The sequence below is a fragment of the Paracoccaceae bacterium Fryx2 genome, from assembly GCA_032334235.1.
Classification (GTDB): Bacteria; Pseudomonadota; Alphaproteobacteria; order Rhodobacterales; family Rhodobacteraceae; genus JAVSGI01.
Map to the genome: position 1 here is coordinate 3,267,149 of JAVSGI010000005.1, position 21,828 is coordinate 3,288,976.

Annotated in this window: 14 protein-coding genes and 1 pseudogene; 6 read left to right on the plus strand and 9 right to left on the minus strand. The window is 56.7% G+C overall.

The window, feature by feature from the left end; all coding sequences use genetic code 11:
- Nucleotides 1-18: 18 nt before the first annotated feature.
- From RNZ50_25050 to istA, 5 genes and pseudogenes are all read right to left on the minus strand, one after another.
- Complete coding sequence (locus tag RNZ50_25050; protein MDT8858233.1) at nucleotides 19-342, minus strand: hypothetical protein; 324 nt, start codon at nucleotides 340-342, stop codon at nucleotides 19-21.
- Nucleotides 343-443: 101 nt separating this feature from the next.
- Nucleotides 444-1,019, minus strand: a pseudogene (locus tag RNZ50_25055) (transposase).
- A 29-nt stretch (nucleotides 1,020-1,048) separates the two neighbouring features.
- Nucleotides 1,049-1,834: an IS66 family transposase gene (locus tag RNZ50_25060; GenBank protein ID MDT8858234.1), complete on the minus strand. Its 786-nt coding sequence runs from the start codon at nucleotides 1,832-1,834 to the stop codon at nucleotides 1,049-1,051.
- 54 nt (nucleotides 1,835-1,888) lie between these two features.
- Nucleotides 1,889-2,650, minus strand: coding sequence for an IS21-like element helper ATPase IstB (gene istB / locus RNZ50_25065; GenBank protein ID MDT8858235.1), 762 nt, complete (start codon nucleotides 2,648-2,650; stop codon nucleotides 1,889-1,891).
- 12 nt (nucleotides 2,651-2,662) lie between these two features.
- On the minus strand, nucleotides 2,663-4,201 hold the full coding sequence (gene istA, locus RNZ50_25070) for an IS21 family transposase (protein ID MDT8858236.1): 1,539 nt from the start codon (nucleotides 4,199-4,201) through the stop codon (nucleotides 2,663-2,665).
- A gap of 675 nt (nucleotides 4,202-4,876) precedes the next feature.
- Here istA and RNZ50_25075 point away from each other — a divergent pair.
- Nucleotides 4,877-5,473: a hypothetical protein gene (locus RNZ50_25075; GenBank protein ID MDT8858237.1), complete on the plus strand. Its 597-nt coding sequence runs from the start codon at nucleotides 4,877-4,879 to the stop codon at nucleotides 5,471-5,473.
- Nucleotides 5,474-5,576: 103 nt separating this feature from the next.
- On the opposite strand, the gene RNZ50_25080 is transcribed toward RNZ50_25075, so the two are convergent.
- The 4 genes from RNZ50_25080 to RNZ50_25095 form a co-directional block, all read right to left on the minus strand.
- A complete protein-coding gene (locus tag RNZ50_25080; protein MDT8858238.1) occupies nucleotides 5,577-6,839 on the minus strand; it encodes a site-specific integrase in 1,263 nt (420 codons plus the stop codon).
- Between the two features lie 525 nt (nucleotides 6,840-7,364).
- Entirely contained in the window at nucleotides 7,365-9,485 is a 2,121-nt protein-coding gene (locus tag RNZ50_25085) for a UPF0149 family protein (protein MDT8858239.1), read from the minus strand.
- Between the two features lie 288 nt (nucleotides 9,486-9,773).
- Nucleotides 9,774-11,912: an ATP-dependent RecD-like DNA helicase gene (locus RNZ50_25090; protein MDT8858240.1), complete on the minus strand. Its 2,139-nt coding sequence runs from the start codon at nucleotides 11,910-11,912 to the stop codon at nucleotides 9,774-9,776.
- Nucleotides 11,913-11,941: 29 nt separating this feature from the next.
- Nucleotides 11,942-12,418 carry a thermonuclease family protein gene (locus RNZ50_25095; protein MDT8858241.1) on the minus strand — a complete coding sequence of 159 codons (477 nt, stop codon included), beginning with the start codon at nucleotides 12,416-12,418 and terminating at the stop codon, nucleotides 11,942-11,944.
- A 176-nt stretch (nucleotides 12,419-12,594) separates the two neighbouring features.
- Here RNZ50_25095 and RNZ50_25100 point away from each other — a divergent pair, with 176 nt between their 5' ends.
- The 5 genes from RNZ50_25100 to RNZ50_25120 all read left to right on the plus strand — a co-directional run bounded on the left by RNZ50_25100 (nucleotide 12,595) and on the right by RNZ50_25120 (nucleotide 21,828).
- On the plus strand, nucleotides 12,595-13,974 hold the full coding sequence (locus RNZ50_25100; GenBank protein ID MDT8858242.1) for an exonuclease domain-containing protein: 1,380 nt from the start codon (nucleotides 12,595-12,597) through the stop codon (nucleotides 13,972-13,974).
- Between the two features lie 87 nt (nucleotides 13,975-14,061).
- Nucleotides 14,062-14,961, plus strand: a complete 900-nt coding sequence (locus RNZ50_25105) for a WYL domain-containing protein (protein ID MDT8858243.1) — start codon at nucleotides 14,062-14,064, stop codon at nucleotides 14,959-14,961.
- On the plus strand, nucleotides 14,958-15,416 hold the full coding sequence (gene brxF / locus RNZ50_25110) for a BREX-3 system P-loop-containing protein BrxF (protein ID MDT8858244.1): 459 nt from the start codon (nucleotides 14,958-14,960) through the stop codon (nucleotides 15,414-15,416). Before RNZ50_25105 ends, brxF begins: the two co-directional genes overlap by 4 nt.
- Before the next feature lie 13 nt (nucleotides 15,417-15,429).
- Nucleotides 15,430-19,161, plus strand: coding sequence for a DUF6079 family protein (locus RNZ50_25115; GenBank protein MDT8858245.1), 3,732 nt, complete (start codon nucleotides 15,430-15,432; stop codon nucleotides 19,159-19,161).
- A gap of 27 nt (nucleotides 19,162-19,188) precedes the next feature.
- Nucleotides 19,189-21,828, plus strand: a complete 2,640-nt coding sequence (locus RNZ50_25120) for a DNA methyltransferase (GenBank protein ID MDT8858246.1) — start codon at nucleotides 19,189-19,191, stop codon at nucleotides 21,826-21,828.

Consider the following 21,828-nt stretch of genomic DNA (forward strand, 5'->3'; position numbering starts at 1 on the left):
TTGATTAACTGCCGGAAATTATTTGCACCGGGCTATGCGCTGCTCTAACGCAAGGACTTTACCTTTTGATGCCCCTAGTTCTCCAGCAACATCGCCGCCAGTAAGTTTGGAGACGGGCACAAGAATAAGAAATACACCAATTGCGTCGCCAGTTGCTGCGCTATTTTGCTGTTTTTCAAGCCGAGATAGATTCACTCTCTCCGTGGCCAAGCTGTTTTTGGCGCTAGAACAAGACATGCCATCAAATGCGCCAGTCATTGACACTGGTGGAATGGCATCTGGGCGCTCTGAACATGCTGATATTGAAATCAAAACAGCGGCAGTCATTAATATTTTCTTCAAGATGAGTGTCCATTCTTTTGATGAATTTTAGTGTCAAAAATTTCTCACACGTAAATGTGATAGCGTCAACAGATATATGGGCGAAAGTTGGTGATGCCTGATCAGGCGGCATTTTGAAGTTGGCGGATCCCATCGCGGAACTCAACCCCTTCGATGATCTCGGGCAGGCGGTTCTGTCCGTCGAGTTTGCGCAATCTCTTCTGCGCTGACATCATCAGATTGAAGGCCATGGCTAGCCCGGTCTTGCGGCTGAGGCATCCTTTGGTGCGTTTCGTGCGGTGCCGGACCGTGGCGAAGGTGCTTTCGATTGGGTTTGACGTCCGGATGTGTTTCCAGTGTTCCGCAGGAAAGTCATAGAAGGTCAGCAGCGCGTCCCGGTCCTTGACCAGCTTGGCGACCGCCTTGTCCCATTTCACGCCGTAGGTTTCGGCGAAGAAGTTGAAGGCAGCGTTGGCCTTGGCTTTTGTCTCAGCCTACCAAATGTCGTGCAGATGACCCTTGGCCTTGGCTTGCACGGATTGCGGCATCGCGTTCAGCACGTTCATGGTCTTGCGGACCCAACAACGTTGCTCCCGCGTCTTGGCAAACACCTCGCTCAGGGTTGTCCAGAACCCTAGGGCGCCATCACCGATGGCCAGCTTAGGGTCCTGCTTCAGGCCACGCCGCATGAGATCAAGCGTGTCCGTCCGGTCTGACTGGTGTTGACTTATTCGGCTGTCCAGTTCCACGGCATGAGCTCCTCGAGGCGGGTCATTTTGTGGTCTGCGACGCGGGCGAGAACCCAGCGAAGCAAGGCCTCTGGATCGACCTTGTTCATGCGGGCGGTCTCGATGAGCGTGTAGGCGATGGCCGCGGCCTCTCCGCCACCTTTTGCCCCCATGAATAGGTAGTTTTTCCTGCCAAGTGTTACCGGGCGGATTGATCGCTCGCAGATATTGTTGTCCGACTCAAGTTGCCCGTTTTCAAGATAGGCCTTGGCTTTTGGCATGCGGCCGAGCGCGTAGCGAATGGCCTCGGCCAATGTCGACTTGCCGGAGATCTTGGGCAATTGCAGCTGCAGCCATGCCTCGAGTCCCTCGAAGACCGGCTTTGCCTTTTCCTGCCGCAGGGCGGCGCGCTCTTCGGCAGGCTTGTAGCGCGCCTCTTTCTCCACGGCATAGAGGGCAGCGATCCGTTTGATCGTCTCCTCGGCGATGGCAGAGCCTTCGCGCTCGTAGATCTCGACAAATTTGCGGCGCACATGGACCATGCAAGCCTGCTCGCTGGCCTTGTCGTTCCCGAACAGACCGTTGAAGCCGGTATAGCCATCGGCATGCACGACCCCTTTGTAGCCAGACAAATGGCTGACCGGACACTCCCCCTCTCGTGCAGACCGCAGCGAACGACCGCTCAAGGCCCTTAGTGCCAATATGTGCATGCTGCGGCATCGGTGCGGATTTCGCGGAGAATGGGCGCTGATTTCGCGCGATCGTGGGCACGCGTTTCGCGCCATTCTGGGCAGTCATTTCACGGGATCGTGGGCAGGCTGGCCGACGCTTTCATGGAGTCAGGCTTGAACGATTTGGTCAAGCTTTTTTGTGACGGCGGAGCGCCTGCGCAGGCTTTCACCTGAGAGGGTGAGGCGGTGTGCGTTGTGAACGAGGCGGTCGAGGATGGCATCTGCGAGCGTTGGGTCGCCGATGGCTTCGTGCCACTGGTCAACGGGGAGTTGGCTTGTGACGATGGTGGAAGCGCGGCCGTGGCGGTCTTCGAGGATTTCCAGCAGGTCACGGCGCTCCGGGGCGGTGAGGACGGCGAGGCCCCAATCGTCAATGATCAGCACATCCATGCGGGCGATGGTTTTGAGGATGCGTTCATGGCGGCCATCGCCACGGGCCAGAGCAAGGGCCTCGAACATGCGCGGCGCACGTTGATAGAGGACGGGCCGCCCATCCCGGCACGCCTTGTGGCCAAGGGCGCAGGCGATCCAGCTTTTGCCCAAACCGGTCGGCCCGGTTATCAGCAGGTTCTCGTGCCGGGCGATCCAGCCGCCATCGGCAAGATGCGCCATGACACTGCGGTCAAGACCACGTGGGCTGCGCAGGTCCAGATCCTCGACGCTGGCATCTTGGCGCAGAGCCGCAAACTTGAGCCGGGAGGCCAGTTTCTTGGTGTCGCGCTCTGCAGCCTCGCGGTCGACCAGCAGGCCGAGACGCTCTTCGAACGAGAGGGCGTCGAAGGCGGTTGACCTGCGTTGTTCTTCGAGCGCCGATGCAATGCCGGTCAGGCCGAGCGCCAACAGTCGGTCGTGGGTGGGATGGGTCAGCATTTTAGTCCTTTCTCAATGGTAATAGCTGCCGCCACGAATGTTGGCGTGCTGGAGGGGGGCGACCTCTTCGGAGCCTTCCAGGAAGGCGCGATCGAGGCCGGTCTTGAGGATCGAACGAATGGAGGTGACGGTGCGGGCCCGGATGGTCACACCCCGCTGGCAGGCCGCATCAACGCGCTCCGGCCCATAGGTTTTGACCAAGGCCAGCACACCCAGGCAGGTGCGGAACCCCTGTTCAGGATGGGGGCGGTCAGCCATCACCATCTCGCAAAAGGCGGCGACGGCGGGGCCGGTCTTGGTTGCCTGCGCCAGCATTCTGGCCGGGGTCCATTCGGCAAAGCGACGATGGGCCGATGGCATATGGTCGGCCACGGTGACATGGCTGCGCCGCCCCGGGGTGCGCACGTGGCTCGCAACCCTCTGACCACGATGGAATATCTCGACCGTCTGGCCGCTTGTGCGAACATCGACCTCTTGTTTGATCAGCGCGAAGGGCACGGAATACCATGAGCTGTCGACCTCAACGTGATAGTCGGGTGCCACGCGGGCGCGCTTCCAGCGGGCGAAGACATAAGGTTCGGGCGGTAGGGGCTGAAGATTGGGCCGATCCAAAGTGGCAAACAGATCGGCGCGGCTGGCGCCATAGCCGCGCATCACGCGCATGTTCAACTCGTCCAGCAGCCGCCGGATCGCCACGTTCAACTCGGCCAATGAGAAGAACCGGTGGTTCCGCAGCCGCGCCAGAATCCAGCGTTGTGCCACTTGGACAGCCACTTCCACCTTCGCCTTGTCCCGGGGTTTGCGCGGCCGGGCGGGCAGAACGGCGGTGCCATAATGCGCCGCCATCTCGGCATAGGTCCGGTTCAGCCCCGGATCAAACCGGTCTGCCTTGATCACGGCGGACTTCAGATTGTCCGGAACCACCGCCTTTGGCACGCCGCCCAGAAAGGCGAACATCCGGATATGCGCGAGGATCCAATCTTCCAACCCCTCCGATGCCACCGCCTCGGCATAGGTGTGATTCGATGCCCCCATTGCCGCCACGAACAGCTTCATGGCCCGCGCTTCGCCGGTCGTGGGGTCGATCACGTCGATGGTGTCGCCGGCAAAGTCAACGAACACCTTCTCGCCGCCCACATGTGTCTGGCGCATCGTCGGGCGCACCCGACCCTTCCAAGCCTCGTAATGCGTGCAAAACCAAGTATAGGCAAAACCCCCGGGGTGCGCGGCACGGTATTCTTCCCAGAGCAGCATCCGCGTCACCCCAGGGCGGCGCAACTCGCGGTCAATCTCCGCCCAGTCGGGCACAAGCCGCTCCGCGTCCGGCACCGTGGGCGGGGCTGGAAACAAAAGAAGTTCAAGGCTGTCGTCATCGATCCCCTCCGGCAAGGGCCACGTGAGCCCGGCATGACGCGCCCGTTGGGTGTAGCTTCCGACGCTCCCCTTGCTCAGACCGAGGGAAGCGGCAATGGACCGCTCGCTCAGGCCTTGCCCAAGCTTCAATCGCAAAACATCTCGTATCCGGCGCATGTTCAATCGTCCTGTCGGCATCAAGCCACCCCTTCATTCCTGAAGGCGCAACTATCCTCAATTTGCCGACCAGACCTGCCCGCGATCCCGCGAAATCAGTGCCCAGCTTCACGCGAAATGACTGCCCATGATCCCGTGAAATCGATGCCCACCATCAAGCGAAACACGCAGCATCGGTCTCAATTGGCTCTCAACTCCCATCTGACAGTTTCGATCAGGTATTTGAGAGCCGTGTCCGACACCGTCTTCTGTCGGAAACCTTTTGCCGGATTGTGAACACCCGTCTTGCCACTTTCGTTTGATTTTGAGCAGTTTCTGCATGCGCGCGCATGACGGTGGCGCACGTAATTAATTGTTATATATGAGATTAAATCAGAACAGGTGGGCGCATCGCCCCGGAATACGCAGCCATGGCCTTGGGTCGGTCAATGCAGCACATGATGGTGGCCAGGTCGTGGCCAGCGTTTGCAGTTGCATCCGCACCTAGTGAAGGCGGAATCTCTTACGTGACGGCACTTCCCGCGAAAGGCGTATTTACCTTCCTTGATGTTCCGCGTTGACTCCCTGCTTCTTAACGTTGGCGACAGGTCTTTGATGGGTAAACTGGCTGAATAATTCCAACTTTGATTTGATGAACTTTCCGGGCTCTTTTGGCAACGGCAGGCATCACTTTGATAGGAAAAAGGAGTTAACAAAATGGATGCACTGCCAAGGGTGTTTCTTTCGGTGGCCGAAGCCGCTGCGCGTTTGGGATATACGCCTGCTGATCTTGCAGGCTGGGCTTATCAGGAAAAGTTGGAGATTTTGACAGGGATTTCCCCGGTCGAGTGCGGGGGGGAGCGTGCTGCGGGACTTGTAGTCATCTCAGTCGCCGACATACTCCCGATGTTTCGTCGGTCTGGAAGAGGCCCAAGAAAAATGCTGCTACGCAGGATCCGCACACAGGGCAAAAAAGACTGGTTGTTAATCACCGAGCCCGCCGAAGGGGTTATTGTTTGCATGGAAGATTTGCTGATCCTCGCTGCAGAAGTTGATCGATATGATGTTAAACGGGAAATCTTCGTTAAATCGCACAAAGGACAGGGGCCCGAGCCACGATTTGCATGGGATGATTTTTGGCGTGCAGTTGCGGTGCGGGTTCACGAGAAAGGCGTCCCTGCGAAACTTACGGATTTCGTCAATGAAATGGCCGATTGGTTCATGGATCAGTCCAATGGCGAAGAATGCCCGAGCAATAGCAGGATCCAGACTAAACTTTCCCCACTCTGGAACCGACTGAGGGTGGAGAAATGATCAGGCAGCAGATTTTTTGAAGACAACATTGGTGTGATCGGTCTTTTTGGTGCTCTTTGATCGCTGTTAGTGGTCACGCCATGAACGAGATTTGGGGCGGCGTTTATTCGCCGCCTTGCACGACGCGGGGGCGCGCCTTGATGATGTCCGCCACGGCGTCCACGCCTGCCCGTAGAGGACTGTCCATTAAATGCGCGTACCGTTGAGTTGTGCGCATTTGTGTATGGCCGAGCAGCTTACCAATCATCTCCAGAGACGCACCGCCGCTGACCAAGAGTGACGCAAAGGTGTGGCGCAGATCGTGGATCCTGACGTTGGGAAGCCTCGCCTCTGTCTGGATCCTAATCCAGAAGCGCCTGATTTCTTGCACTGGTTGATCCTTCAGGATGCCGTCCTCGCCCAGCGCGTCCCCCGGAAATAGCCAATCACAGCCGTTCAAGACTGCCATGCGCCTCTGGCGAACCAGCGCAGCAGTGTCCGCCGAAATAGGCACTCGGTGAACACGCCGCTGCTTGGTGTTGGCAGCAGGCTTGGACCATGTGCCAAGTTCAAGGTTGAACTGTTCAAAGCGCGCCATGCGCACCTCGCCCAGCCGCGATCCTGTCAACATGCACATCCTGATGATGCCAGCGCCACGCTGGTCCTCTGCAGCCTGCAACGCGTCGCCCAACCGAATGATCTCTTCAATCGAAAGGAAGCGTTCGCGCTCAGTCTCGAGCCGCCTTCGAAACGCTGCTGCCGGATTGTCGGGCCGCATTTTCCAAGCCACCGCAAGGTTGAACATTTTACGAAGTACCTCCCCAACACGGTTTGCGCGAATGGGGGTCGGCTTTGAAGGCTGTAACGCGCGCTTACCACGGCTCTTGGCCTTGATCTTGGCCGGGCGCGAACGACCTTCTGCGATGACGCAAAGAAGACGTTCGACGTCCGCAGCATCGATCTCGGATACGTGGCGGTGCTTCCAATGAGGCTCGACCAGTTTGCGGAGCATCGACGCTTGGTCGGCCGCGTTTAGGGGCGCGAGGTGTGCAGCGTGTTCGCGCAGGTATTGGTCGATCAGTTCAGGTATGCGCGGTGCAGATCGTGCTTCCACCCGGTCGGCCAGTGGATCGATTCTATTGTCGATATCCCGCTTCAGCTGCTTGGCACGATCGCGCGCCGCAACTACGCTCCAATCCGGCCAGCGGCCAACAGCCATGCGGCGGGAACGACCTTGGATCCGATAGTCGAGGTAAAAGCCTCGACTTCCCGTCCTCTGGATCACTGCTGAGAAGCCTAGCACCTCGTCATCGAAAAGCTGATAGGGGCGAGCACGAGGCTCTGCCGCTTTAACGATTTTCTCATTCAATCTCTGTCGGTTAGCCAATTTCATCCCCTTGTAAATACGTCCTGTGACGCCATTGAGTGCGCCACTAGTCAACTCGCATTGATCACTTCGGGGTTAGGATACGTCAGACCTTGCTGATGCGACGATGTGCGGAAAAGTGCGGAAAATTAAAAACTGCGCATCACGGTGTTTAGCCCAACGCTGACTCAACACTGACTCAACCGCCGTTCACCGTTTGAACTCCTTTTGCTGCGGTCCAGTGCGGTTTGATGCAGTCGAATGAGGACAAGGAAAGCGCGCGTTTACAATGGCTTGTGGCCTAAGTCATTGATTTTGTGGTTTTTTGGATAAGGCGCAAATTCAGGCTCATAACCTGAAGGTCGTCAGTTCAAATCTGACTCCCGCAACCAAATTACCTAAATAAAACAAACGCTTACCCTGCGGTATCCTTATACCACAGGGCGTTTTGTGTTTAACATCAACGCCACATCAACACCGGCACCGAAAAACGGCATTGGCACGCACTCGCGTGCATTCGCCGACATTGGGCTGCATTCGCGGGCATCAGACGCCGGTGTTTTGGGCATGGCGTGCTGCGATCCACTGGCTCAGCAACTTTAATTCAGGTGCGCTGATGCCCGTGGCCATCGCGTCCGAAACCTGGTTGATCATTGCGCGATCATCGGTAGTTGTCTTTTTCGTAGGCCATGACGAACTGAATTGCCCATAAGCGTAGCTGAAGCCGGTCGCCCAATCCCGCATCGCCATCTTGCTGCGCATTCCCATCGACCTGGTGAACTCTGCCGGCATGCCTGCTTGTGCGACGCATGCGTTGGCATGCAGCATGATCAGATACGCAAAGCGCTGCATGCCCTCCAGTCCGAGGTTGGCGATGACGCTCCCAGATATTTCGGGCAGCCACTTGTTCGGTGCGATCAGCTTGGGCGCAATTGTGATGGACATCAGGAATCCGTCGATCCAGTCAACAGTAAGGGCTGAATTCTTGACGAGGCGCGTTAATTCGCCCCTCTGTTCAGGAAGTGGCTTTTGCGCATTGGCCTGCTCCACTCCTTCATCACGTGTGGCGCTATGAGTAACGTTGGGATCGTCAAAGACCCATGCTTTGATCGTCTGATCGTGGACATCAGCCATGATTCGGATTTTCTTCAGATTGCGTCCTTCAAGCAGCGCAATAGCTGTCGCCGTAAAGCTCGCTGCGTCTGGATGGTCAGATGCTGACAAGACATCAGCTGCGCGCGCAACTAATCGCGCCCAGAAGTCCCGTCTTGTCTCGAGCCAGCGCCAGAGCGCAGCGTCAAGCGCCCGCTGGCTGAGCTGCCCCTCAAGCATGTCATGTGCATGATCGCTTTCCTCGAACCAGCTTTGGATGATCTTGTGATGATCCCACCATTCTTCGCTGGCATTGATTAGTTTGCCGCGCGCTTGCGCCGACATGCGCCGAATACGCTCTGCTTCGGGCAGTGCAGAGATCAGACCGTCAGTTGTGACAGCTTCGGGTCGCAACTTCTCGAACCCGCAAAGTTCTGCCACCTCAATAAGGCCTGGTGCGGGGGGCAGCCCTGCCGATGCGCCATCTGCCAGTGCGATGTGTAGGCTACGCTCGAGCCATGTAATGGAAACCTTTACCGCCCCAGTCTCTTGTGTGATGCGCTGGATAAGCGCTTTTTGCTCTGTGGCTGAGTTGCAAGGCAAGAGATATGCGTCCTTGATTCCATGTTCTTGCTTCAGGAGCAGCATTGCGATCTTACGGCTACCACCGGATTGCAACGCGATCATTATGCTCTGAGCGCCGCCGCCGTCGGGCAGCGTGGCCATGACGCTGTGGATGGTCCACGGCTTGAACGGTGTGCCGCTGGCAGTTCCCGATCGCATGGCAGCCTTCAGGGCCTGATCTACCGCAGCACGTGCGTCGTCATCGGGCATCCAGCTGCGCAGCATCACCATCTTGCCGGTCACGTCGGAGGATAACCCACCCGTAGAAGCCCGATCCGCGAGGGCTTTGGCGGCTGCGAGGCGGATTTCTGCTGCGGGATCAAGCAGCCAGAAACACGCCAGCCTGGTGTGGACAGGTTCGGGCCGTTCCACCGACCATGCGATCACTTGCGTGCGCATCTCGACTGGCATCGCGGGAAACGTCTCGGTCAGCGCAGCGTGCAGCACGAGCGCATCACCATCGGATCGCTCAATCAGATTACGGAACAGGTTGTCCAAAATCGCATCTGCTTCGATGCGGTCCTCCAGCGCTATGGCGCTGTTCGCGGCATCGATGTCATCTGTGGTGAGTTCCAGCGCCTCTGGCGCTTTCAGCCCGTTCTGTGTCCAAGCGCGCGCAAGCACCAGCCGATGGAAAGACGTAAGCCTCCCCTGACCGGCAGCCAGCTCGACAGCGTCCGTGACCGCCATTAGAAAAGCTTTGCCCCGCTTCTTGCGGTTCTCCTGCGCCATGCGCGCGGCATCCAGAACCGACCCAAGCAATTCGGCAAGCGGTTCCAACTCTGGCGCATTCTCTGGTGCTGCGCATATGCGAGCGATCAGCTGCCCGCCCAGCGCTGGCCTATGAAGCATCGAAGAGCTTGCGCGGTAGCAAATCTCTCTGCGCCCATCAAAGTCATCGTCCAACTGGGCAAGTTCGGCCAGCGTCGTCTCAAGCATGTCCTGTGCCATTATGCAGTTTGCTTACTCATTCTTGAACCAGCGGTCGGATACGTGCCAGAGCGTGGGGGTGAAAGCATCGCCTCAATGTTCGTGATGAGTTGGGGCGTGAAGCTATGCGGCATGAAGCGTCGTGATTCCTCTAAGTTGACGTGGGAAGAACATCGCCCTATTTTCAGTATACAAGGTTTTGAGTTCGCGGGTGAATAGCCTTCCACCATCTTTATTAGATCGGGTAGAAGCCCTCTAAATTTACTGAGGATGCCTTTTATTGAGCCGTCAGCCCTGCCGCCTTTAGGGTTAAATCAGCCACTCATTGAGCTTCGACCAGCGCCGCCGCCCTGAGATGTTCTTCACGGCAATCGCGAGGGCCTTCTTCTGCCCAACCAGCACCACGAGTTTCTTACCGCGAGTCACACCTGTATAGATCAGATTCCGCTGCAGCATCGCGTAATGCTGCGTCATGACCGGGATCACCACAGCTGGGTATTCCGAACCCTGGCTCTTGTGGATGGTCGCGGCATAGGCGGGCACCAGCGTGTCGAGCTCGCCAAAGACGAAGGTGACGGTTCGACCGTCAAAATTAACTGCGACCTCGCCCTCACTCAAGTCGACATCTTCGATCATACCAATGTCGCCGTTATAGACATCCTTGTCATAATCGTTCTCGATCTGCATGACTTTGTCGCCGGGTGCGAAGGTCCATCCGAACCGCTCCACCTTTTTATCACCAGCAGGGTTCAGCACTGCCTGCAATTCTATGTTGAGCGATCGCGCACCCACGCCGCCGCGATTCATCGGGCAGAGCACTTGGATGTCCTTGATCGGATCGAAGCCAAAGCGGCGCGGGATGCGCTTGGACACCAACTCGACGATCCGGGACACGGCTTCCTCAGGGTCGGTGGCCGACACGAAGTAAAAATCTGTGTTTTTGTCCGAAGACCTCAGATCTGGTATTTGACCCGCGTTAATGGCGTGGGCTGTCGTGATGATTTTACTCTGTGCTGCTTGGCGGAACACCTCAGTCAGTCGCGCCACGGTCACGGTGCCAGAACTGATAATGTCGGCAAGCACTTGGCCAGGCCCCACCGAAGGCAGCTGATCGATATCGCCCACTATGAGCAAAGCGGCTGCGCTTGGTACAGCCTTCATCAGCGACTGCATCAAAAGCACATCAACCATTGAGCTCTCGTCAACGACCAGCAGCTCGCAATCGAGGGGGTTTTCCTCGTCGCGCTTGAAGCCAAAAACCTTCGGGTCAAACTCTAGTAGCCGGTGGATTGTCTTTGCCTCCATGCCGGTCGCTTCCGTCATGCGTTTTGCCGCTCGGCCAGTCGGCGCACAGAGCAGGAGCTTTACGCCTTTGGCTGCCAGGATGCGCAGGATCGAGTTCACGATCGTGGTCTTGCCCACACCGGGGCCGCCTGTAATCACCATAACTTTCGACTTTAGCGCGGCGCGGATGGCCTCAGCCTGACTGGCGGCAAGCGTCAGTTCTGTCTTTTTCTCAATCCAAGGAAGTGCTTTGTCCGCATCAATGAGCTGCCAAGGCAGGGGCGCGTTTCGAATTCGCCTGATCTGTTCGGCGATCCCGCGCTCTGCCAGATAGAGGCCCGTCAGGAAAATGCACTCAACCTCGCCTACTAAGTCGGCCGTGACCGTTTTCTCGGCCAACTCTTCCAAAACAGCGCTCTCGATCAAAGGCGCAGGCACTTCGAGAAGTTTACCCGCCAGTCCTATCAGTTCGGCCCGGGGCAGGCCACAATGGCCATTGCCCATTGCCTCTGTCAGCGCAAAGGAAATCCCCGCGCGCACCCGGATCATTGCCGTCTTCTCTATGCCGAGTTTTTCGGCAATTAGGTCGGCCGTGCGAAACCCGATGCCGCGAATGTCCTTGGCGAGCCGGTAAGGGTTCTCGCTCATGATTTGTACGGAATCGGTGCCATAGGTCTTGAAAATCCGCACAGCGCGCGCCGTGCCAACACCGTGTTGGTGCAAGAACACCATGATCTCGCGGATAACCTTCTGATCCGCCCATCCGGTGGTGATCTTGGCGGCCCGTACCGGCCCGATACCTCCCACCTCGCGCAGACGCTCGGGCGTGGCCTCGATAATGTCGAAGACGTCCTTGCCGAAACTTTTGACCAAGCGCTTGGCGTAGACCGGGCCGATGCCGCGGATCATGCCCGAGCCGAGGTATTTTTCGATGCCTTCGAGGGTTGCAGGAGCGGATGTCTTCAAGAAATGGGCCTTGAACTGCAGGCCGTGATTGTGATCGTTAAGCCAAACTCCAGATGCCGTGATCCATTCCCCGGCCGATATCATCGCTGCATGACCCACTGTGGTCACCAGGTCCCGATGGCCCCGCGCCTTAACCCTCAGCACGCAGAAACCGCTCTCCTGACTGTGAAACGTGACGCGCTCGACCAGACCGGCCAAGACTTCTGTGACGCTGTCAGCCTGATGCCTCATGGGCTACGAGCGCCGCGCCGCCAATCCCATGGCATGACAAATGCGCCAGACCAGATATTGCGCACAGTGCGCCGTGCTTCGGCCTCAATCAGCACGTAGTCTTGCGAATATTGCTGATAAGCCACCGCCCAGCCTTCGGCGACCATCCAGCCATTGAGATCGACCCCGTTCTGCGAGCAGACCGCAATGGTACGCCCATAGCGGTCGGTATCGCGCGCCACGCAGCCGACACTGCGGCGACCAATCCGATCTGAAAGCGCCAGCGCCGCCTGCTGACCGCAGCGCCAGGATTGCCCAGACGGGCGCGTGCAGAGCTGGCGGCTCTCAGGCGCATCGATCCCATGCAGACGGATGCGCATTCCCCGGATTTCCAGGCTGTCACCATCCGTCACACTCGCAACACCCTTGATTGTCTGTGCCGTAACCGGCACGGACAAAAACAGCAGGCAGAGGATCAGGGCGAGTCGCAGCAACAAAATGTCCGTGTCTGGTTTCAGGGAATGACGATCTACGCCAAATCCCTTTTGTCACGCAGGGGGCCATGGGTCGAGTCGCGAATGTTAACGCTCTGATGTGCAGACGAGGATTTCATTCGTTTCCAGCGCACTATGGTTGCTGACGCAGGTGCAGACCCAAGCTATAGTGGGGCATGACCTTTGCCTTTTACGATCTCGAAACCACCGGCCTTTCGCCCGCCTTCGATCAGCCTCTGCAATTCGCCGCCATTCTGACGGATGACGAATTCAGGGAAATCGAGCGGGTCAATTTGCGTTGCCGGATCGCGCCGCATATCATCCCTTCGCCTTGGGCCTTGGTGGTAACTGGCGTGCGCCCAGCGCAGTTGCTGGACGCGGCCCTGCCGACGCTCTTTGAGTTCACGCAAGAGATCGGCGCACTGATCAATCGCTGGTCGCCTGCCATCTGGACGGGGTTCAACAGCATCCGCTTTGACGAGGAGATGCTGCGCCAGGCCTTCTATCAAAACCTGCAGCCTGACATTTTCGCGACGCAGCTCAACGGGAACACGCGGCTTGATCTACTGACCGCGCTCTATGCCGTCTGGTATCGCCAGCCTGATTTGCTCAAATGGCCAATCGATGAGACCGGCCGCGTGCGCTTCAAACTCGATCGCATTGCGCCGCTGAACGGGTTCACCGCCCACAACGCCCATGACGCGCTTGGGGATGTCGAGGCGACCATTCACATCGCACGCCAGATCGCCCAAGGCGCGCCGGATCTCTGGGCAGAACTGCTGTCCAATCGGGACAAGGGCAGCGTCCAAGGCCGCATCACAAGCTTCCAGCCCTTGGCGCTGGTCGAACGCTTTGGTGGCGGTCCGCCGCGCGCCACGATTGGCTGCTACTGCGGCACCTCTGCCAGCAACGCCAATCAGGCCGCGTTCCTTGATCTTGAGGCCGTCGATCCGGCCGATCTTCTGGCTGCCGACGACGCCGTGCTTTTTGCGGCGGTGAATGCGTCGCCGAAGATCATCCGGTCCCTCGCAACCAACAAGTCGCCCGCGCTCCTTTCTCTCGCCACGCCCAGCGCCGAGCATGCCCGGCGTGCTGAGATCATCGCGAACGCGCCCGAGTTTCGCGCCCGAGTCGCACAGGCTCTGGCGGCACGTTTCCCTGAGGATCCATCTGCGCCGACACCACCCGTCGAAAAGCAGATCTTTGGGAGCTTCTACAGCAATGCCGACAAGGCACTTCTTGCCGAGTTTCAGCGTGCCGACTGGCCACGACGTCAGGAGATCGCATCCTCCCTCGGGGATTCCCGTCTCCGTCAACTCGGGCGCCGACTGGTGGCATTCCATGCACCTGCGCTGCTGTCGCCGGAGGAGCAGGGTCAGTATGAGGGCTGGTTGCGCGCGCGCTGGTCGGCAGACGATGTGCCCGAGACAGAATGGTTGACGCTCGAGAGGTCCATGCGCGCGATTGCCGACATGCGTACTGGCGGCGAGGTCGATGTGGGTCTGATTGGCGAAATCGAAACCTACCTGCAGGGTTTTGATATCTCAGCACGATGATGTTCTTCGACTGTTCTCCCCTGAATCATTTTATTGCGAGAGACTACTATTTAGAATATCGGGAAGAGGGATAACGAGAGGAATGACGTGCCGCGCAGACGAGTCAAGCAGCTGAACTGGGGCGCGGAGCGGCGCAATGCGTTCATCGAGTTCAGGGCATTCTGGCACGGCCGGATCAACCGAGCTGACCTGATTGAGACTTTCGGCATCTCGCTCCAGCAGGCTTCGCTCGATCTGGCGGGCTATGCCGATCAGTGGAAGCGCAACCTCATCTATGACAAGAGCCAGCGTGCCTATGTCCGAGGCCGCAACTTCCAGCCGAATTTCATCACGCCCAGCGCCGAGGATTATCTCGCACAGTTGCGCGCGGTCGATCAGGGTCTTGTCTCGCGCGAGCAGAGCTGGATCAGCGAGTTCCCTGGCTACGGCGCAACGCCGACGCCGACCCGCGGCGTCAAAGCGGAGACGCTGCGCGAGGTTCTGAGCGCAATCCACGCCCCCGCCGCCCTGAACGTCACCTATCAGTCAATGTCCAGGCCTGAGCCCAGCGCCCGTTGGATCGAGCCTCATGCTTTGGCCTTCGATGGGTTCCGCTGGCATGCCCGCGCGTTCTGCCAGAACGACCAGGTGTTCAAGGACTTTCTGCTCTCTCGTATTGTCGAGATCGGTAAGCAGGGCCCAATCACGGCGGACCCGCAGGCTGATGCCGACTGGCACAATGAAATCGTGCTCGAGATCGGCCCGCATCCGGATCTATCCGATAATCAGCGCCGTGCGATCGAGATGGATTATGGTATGGAAGACGGGCGGGCGCAGATCCCGGTACGGCGGGCGCTATTGTTCTATGCGCTCAAGCGCCTTGGTCTCGACACCGATCCGGCAGCCAGGCGACCGCAGGATCAGCAGATCGTCCTGCTAAACGCTTCTGAAATATCCGGATGCCGGCAGCACCGCGTTCCACACAACACGGCTGGTGGTTCCACATGATCGATGATCTCGAGCGCGTGGTTGAAGACACGGTTTCTCTTAACAGCAAGCTGGTGCTGCTTATTGGTCAGCCACGCACCGGAAAGAGTGCTTTGCTCGATCAATTTTCTAAGCGCACGCAAGTCCAAGTTCTGAACCTTGGAGCTGCGCTTGGCAGGGAACTACTTTCGCTTCCGAAGTCACGACGACACTTGCTGGTGCCCGAGGTCTTCAAGAACGTGGCTGATGCTGCTTCTGCGCATGGCCTTCTCTTGGTCGACAATATCGAGTTACTCTTCGATAGGACGCTTCGTGTTGGTGTACTCGATCTCTTGAAGACGCAGTCCCGCGTCCGCCGAGTTGTCGCCGTTTGGCCAGGAGAGTTGCGTGATAATCGCCTCTCGTATGCCGCATCAGGTCATCCAGAACATCAGGATTACAGCCCAGAGGGCGTGGTCCTTTTCAGCATTAATTGAAAGGGGAACGGGGATGCCAATGCATTATGGTGATCTCATTCAGTTCGAGCCGATTGAGTCTGTCATCCAGCTCTTGGATGCTAATCGCCCGGAGGAGGCCAAGAAATTGGTCTCGACCTACGTCATTTCTGACGACATGGCAGAACGCATCGCGAACCAGATGATCCCGCAGCTTTCGTTTGACGAGAGTGTGGATCACAAGGGCGTCTTGGTTGTCGGCAACTACGGGACCGGTAAGTCTCACCTGATGTCCGTGCTGTCGCTCGTGGCTGAAGATGTGACTTACCTGCCGATGATCCGGCATCCGAAGGTGGCGGAAGCTGCCAGTGCGATTGCAGGAAAATTCAAGGTTCATCGTATCGAGGTATCCAGTCAGATGTCCCTCCGGGACATCATCACCCAGCAGTTGGAGGTATTCCTTGAGAAGCACGGGGTTACCTATTCGTTCCCCCCGGCTGACAAGGTCGTCAACAACAAGTCCGCCTTTGAAGAGATGATGGCTGCGTTTTCAGAGGTGCATCCTGACCATGGCGTTCTCCTCGTGGTCGACGAGTTCCTCGAATATCTGCGATCCCGGCGGGACCACGACCTCGTGTTGGATCTGTCGTTCTTGCGTGAAATTGGCGAGGTGACCAAGCACCTGCGCTTCCGTTTCGTCGCGGGCGTTCAGGAGGCGATCTTCGATAGCGGTCGCTTTCAGCATGTCTCGGATAGCCTTCGGCGCGTGAAGGACCGCTTCACACAGGTGCTGCTCGCTCGCCAAGACGTAAGCTTCGTGGTGGCTGAGCGACTGCTCAAGAAGACTGCGGACCAGCATAACAAGATCCGGGCCTATTTGACGCCATTCGCTAAATTCTATGGATCGATGAACGAGCGAATGGACGAATACGTTCGGCTTTTCCCTGTTCATCCCGACTACATCGGCACATTCGAGCGGCTGGTCTTTACTGAAAAGCGCGGTGCGCTGGTCACGCTTCGAGACCAGATTCAGGCCGTACTGAAGGACGAAGTTCCTCAGGATCGACCTGGGCTAATCGGCTATGATAAGTTTTGGGAGACGGTCACGTCCAATGGGGTGCTGCGCGCTGATCCGAATATCGGCCCGGTGCTGAAGGTTTCTGAGGTTCTGCAAGAACGCGTTCGAAAAGCATTTACGAGACCGCAGTACAGGCCCATGGCGCTTCGGATCATCGATGGGCTCGCTGTCCACCGTCTGACAACCGGCGGCGACATCTATGTCCCCGTCGGTCCTACGGCCGAGGAATTGCGGGATACGCTTTGCCTTTATCAGCCTGGCATCGAAGACATGGGCGGTGATCCTGAGGCCGATCTACTTTCGCTCGTCCAAACTGTCTTGCGAGAGACAATCCGGACCGTCAACGGGCAGTTCATCTCCAAGGCCGCGGACACAGAACAGTATTTCCTCGACCTAAAGAAGGACGTGGACTACGACGCACAGGTCGAAAAACGTGCTGATGCGCTGTCCAATGACGCATTGGATCGTGCCTATTACAGTGCCATCCGGCAGCTGATGGAGCGGATGGACGAGACGTCCTACGTGACGGGTCACCAGATCTGGCAGTACCAGATCGAGTGGCAAGATCGCCGCGTTGAGCGGAGTGGCTATCTGTTTTTCGGTGCCCCCAATGACAGGCCTACGGCGCAGCCGGAGCGCGATTTCTACATCTACTTCATCCAGCCATTTGAGCCACCGCGTTTTCGCGATGACCAGAAGGCAGATGAGGTGTTTTTCCGGTTGAAGAACCCCGATGACGCTTTCCGACGTCATTTGTCTTTCTACGCAGCGGCGCAGGATCTTGCCTCAACAGCCAGCGGTGGAGCGAAGTCTGTCTATCTCGACAAGGCCAAGGATGCTCTGCGCGACATGAGCAAATGGCTGCAGGAAAAGCAGATGTCGGCTTTTGAGGTTACCTATCAGGGTAAGTCGAAGGCGCTGCAGGAGTGGTCCAAGGGGGTTTCGCTTCGTGAAAAAGCACGCCTTGGCCCGGAAGAACGGATCAACTTCCGTGACGTGGTGAATGCGATCTCCGGTCTCGCGCTGAACAATCAGTTTGGCGAACTCGCACCAGAATACCCTAGGTTTTCGGCTCTTGTGACCGATTCCAATCGAAAGCAGCTGATCGGCAATACGCTTCGCGTGCTGGCCGGTGCCAACCGCACCAAGGATGCTGTCGTGATTCTTGATGGGCTCGAAATGCTGGATGGCGATCGCATAGACCCCACGCGGTCGCGTTATGCGATGGAAGTCCTGAATCGGTTGAAGGCCAAAGGTCACGGTCAGGTGCTGAACCGCAGTGAACTGATCAGCGGCGATGCCGAGGTCGAATGCTTTGCACCCATCAAGTTTCGGCTTGAACCGGATCTGCTCGCGGTTGTTCTCGGAGGACTGGTTTATTCGGGGGACATCGTCCTTGCCATTACGGGAGACAAGATCGACTCGAGCAAGATCACTGCGCTCGCCGAGCGTCCGCTCGACGAACTGAAGCAATTCAAGCACGTCGAGGCTCCCAAGGAGATCAACGTTGCAGTTCTCCGTTCCTTGTTCGAAGCCCTTGGGCTTCCCCCCGGTCTTGCCCAACAAGCGACCCAAGGCTCTGACGAGCCGGTGAAGCTGCTGCAGGAGGAAGTCGGAAAGCTGACGCGGCGCGTTTTGTCTTCGTCGAATGACATGGCAGGTCGCCTCAGCTTCTGGGGTCAAGCGCTTCTGCGGGACGAAGAAATTCGGGATTACCGTTCTAAACTCGACGAACTTAAGGCGTTCTCGGAAAGTCTTGCCCCCTACAACACTGTGGGCAAGCTCAAGAACCTGCGCGTCGGCTCGGAAGATATCGCCGCCCAGACCAAGAACCTAGACGTGCTGAAAGCTGTCGAGGCCATGCTGGAACTGATCGCTGACCTCGGCGCTGTTGCAGGCTACCTCTCACTTGCGGAGACAGTCCTGATTTCGGACCATCCTTGGGTGAAACAGGCACAGGATGCTCGCAAACAGCTTCTCGAGAAGCTGGCCAGTGACCGCACGGCCCAACATGCTGCCGAGTATCGTCAGACCCTGGCCAAGCTCAAGAAAGATTACATCGCCGCCTATATCGCTCGGCACAGCCGGGCCCGTCTTGGCGTCGCGGAGGACAAGACGAAGGCGTCCCTACGCAAAGATCCGCGCCTTGCGTCGATGCGGACTCTGATGAACGTGTCGCTCATGCCAACCAGCCAGCTTACCGGCTACGAGGACAAGCTCGAGAAGCTGAAAAGCTGCGCGTCACTCCTCGAGTCGGAGCTGTCCGCTAGTCCGATGTGCCCGCACTGCAGCTTCAAGCCCGCCAACGAGCAGGGCGACATGCTGCCCGCGGCGAATGTCCTGAAGCAGCTTGATGAAGAGTTGGACCGCTTGATCGATGGTTGGCAGCAGACGCTGCTCGACAACCTCGAAGACCCGACGATCCAGGAGAACCTTGATCTGCTGAAGCCAACGGCGCGCAGTCTGGTCGAGGCGTTCGTAACGGCGAAGGCCCTCCCCGATCCAGTAACGGGGGACTTCGCTTCCGCCATTCAGGACGCGCTGTCCGGGCTGGAGAAGGTCAATGTCGGCAGCGAAGACATCAAGGCCGCACTCCTGCAAGGCGGATCGCCTGCAACGCCCGAAGACCTGCGCAAGCGGTTCGAGGCCTTCCTGAATGACCGGTGCAAAGGCAAGGACACCACCAAGCTGCGCTTTGTGGTGGAATGAATCCGTTATGAATAAAGGAACAATGCAATGACCGATCTATTTGAGGTGGCCATCAAACCGGCTAGTGGACCAGTGGAGGTTCTCGGCATCAAGTTTAATGACGATAGCGAAAGAAGAGCATACTTCATAGAAAAGCTCCGAGAGCACATCGAAGACTCCTCGTTTCGCTCTAGCCCCGACTTTCCCAATGCGAAGAATGACGATATCCTGAGGCTGTCCAATCCGCCATACTACACTGCTTGTCCTAATCCTTTTCTTGCGGAATTTGTTTCATGGGCAAAGAACAAGGAGGCAGAACCGGCCACGACATTGCCGTTTATGGGTGACTTAGTTGTCGACAGTCGAGATCCCGTTTATTCGTTTCACCCGTATCATACAAAGGTTCCGCCAGCCATTATTCAGACACTAATTGAGCATTACACTCGTCCAGGCGATCTAATTCTGGACGCTTTTAGCGGATCTGGAATGACAGGTGTTGCTGCTCGAAACTGTGGTCGCCGATCAATTATTGTTGATCTTTCGCCGATCGCAGGTTTTGTTAGTCACATTAATACTTACACTAATCCAAGCCAAAGAGCGGCAAATTTGCTTGAGGCAGCAATTAAACAGTCCCGTGCCAAATTAGGCTGGATGTATGAAACCAAACATGGAACCAAAAATTTAGAGGTTAACTACTTCGTTTGGTCAGATATCTTTACATGCCCTGAGTGTGTCTTTGAGTTTCCATTCTTTCCGCATGGTGTCATCCATCATGGCAATAAGGTTGAAACGCGAAAATCTTTTGACTGTCCGAGCTGTGGAGCCGAGCTAAACGTTCGACGGGTTGAACGTGTCGTTACGGAGGATGGAAAGAAGAAAGCTCTTGCATGGGTTAACGCTGGGACCGGGCGTGGTCGCATCAACCGCGCGCCAAGCAAGCACGATCAGGATGTTGTTGCTCAAATCCAGAGCTTGTCTGAGTTAAGCTGGTTTCCCACTGATACAATCAATCCAATTGGCTATTCAGCAAAACTGGCGCAACTTGGCGATAAAGGCATAACCAATGTCAGTCGATTTCTTTCAGAAAGAAATAGAATTGTCTTTGCAGACCTCTGGGAGAGGGTATCTTCAGTTGACGATGTGGAAGTGCGCAATGCAGCGCTTTCATGCCTAACTTCGATTTTCACTGTCATTTCCGAGCGGCAGGGATATTTTGGTGGTGGCGGTGGCATGTCTGGAAACCTCTACATGCCAATTGTACGGATGGAAAAGAATGTTTTCGACTCTTTGGAGCGTAAGATTGCGAAAATGCTGCAATCTGACTCTGCTAAGCCAAAGAAGAATGGAACCTGCGTTGTAAGCACTCAGTCCGCTACTAGCCTGACAGGCATAGAAGATGCGACGATCGACTACATTTATACAGACCCGCCATTTGGCGCCAACATCATTTACAGCGAAATGAACCTCATTCTTGAGGGCTGGCTGCGAGTTCGGACGGCTGCAAAAAAAGAAGCTGTGATTGATGAAACACAAAACAAAGATTTCTTTGAATATGGTGCACTAATGCGTGCGACATTTCATGAGTACTACAGAGTACTTAAGCCTGGGCATTGGATTACCGTTGAGTTTCACAACACCAAAGCAAGCGTCTGGAATTTGATCCAAACTGGCTTGTCAGAGGCGGGTTTCGTAGTTGCTCAGGTGGGGAAACTCGACAAAGGTTCTACAACCATACTTGCCGATATTCGACCCGGTGCTGTTGTGCAGGATTTGATAATTTCGGCATATAAGCCAGGCACAAACGTTGATCTCATGTTTACTAATTCCGCTCCCATCACTAACAGTGTTTGGAGTTTCGTGGAAAACCATATGAAGCACGTACCAATATTCAGTGAGAATAGTACCTTGCTGAATTATGTCTCGGAGCGGAGTGGTCGAATTCTTTATGACCGGATGGTTGGTTGGTTTATACGCCACAACGTTATGGTCCCGCTTTCAGCGCAAGAATTCTTCGAAGGTCTTCGAACCCGGTTCGAAGAAAGAGATAGTATGTTTTTCTTGCCAGATCAGATCGGTACTTATGATCGAAAACGTGCACAAGTAGCGCAGCCACCACAGATGGAGATGTTTGTTGCTGACGAGCGTAGCGCAATTGATTGGCTAACTGAGTTTCTCAAGAAACGACCCTCGTCGTACCAAGACATTCATCCAGAGTTCACAACCCAACTAGGTGCCGGCTGGAAGAAACACGAAACCCGCCCGGAACTGACGGCGCTGCTTGAGGACAACTTCTTGCGCTATGACGGGTCGGCCGATGTGCCGAGCCAGATCCATAGCTATCTGTCATCAAACTTCCCCGACTTGCGTAACCTCGAAAAGCCCGACCCGCGGCTGAAGGCCAAGGCCAAGGAACGCTGGTTCGTGCCCGACCCAAACAAGGCTCAGGATCTGGAGAAAAAGCGCGAGAAGGCGCTGCTTAAGGAATTCGAAGTGTACCGCAATACGCCCGGCCGCAAGCTCAAGGAGTTCCGCCTCGAAGTCCTGCGCGCAGGCTTCAAGGCGGCTTGGGCGAACAAGCACTACCAGACCATCGTCTCCATCGCAGCCAAGGTGCCCGATGACGCCCTGCAGGAAGATGAAAAGCTGCTCTTCTGGTACGACAGCGCCCTGACCCGGACAGGGGGCTAA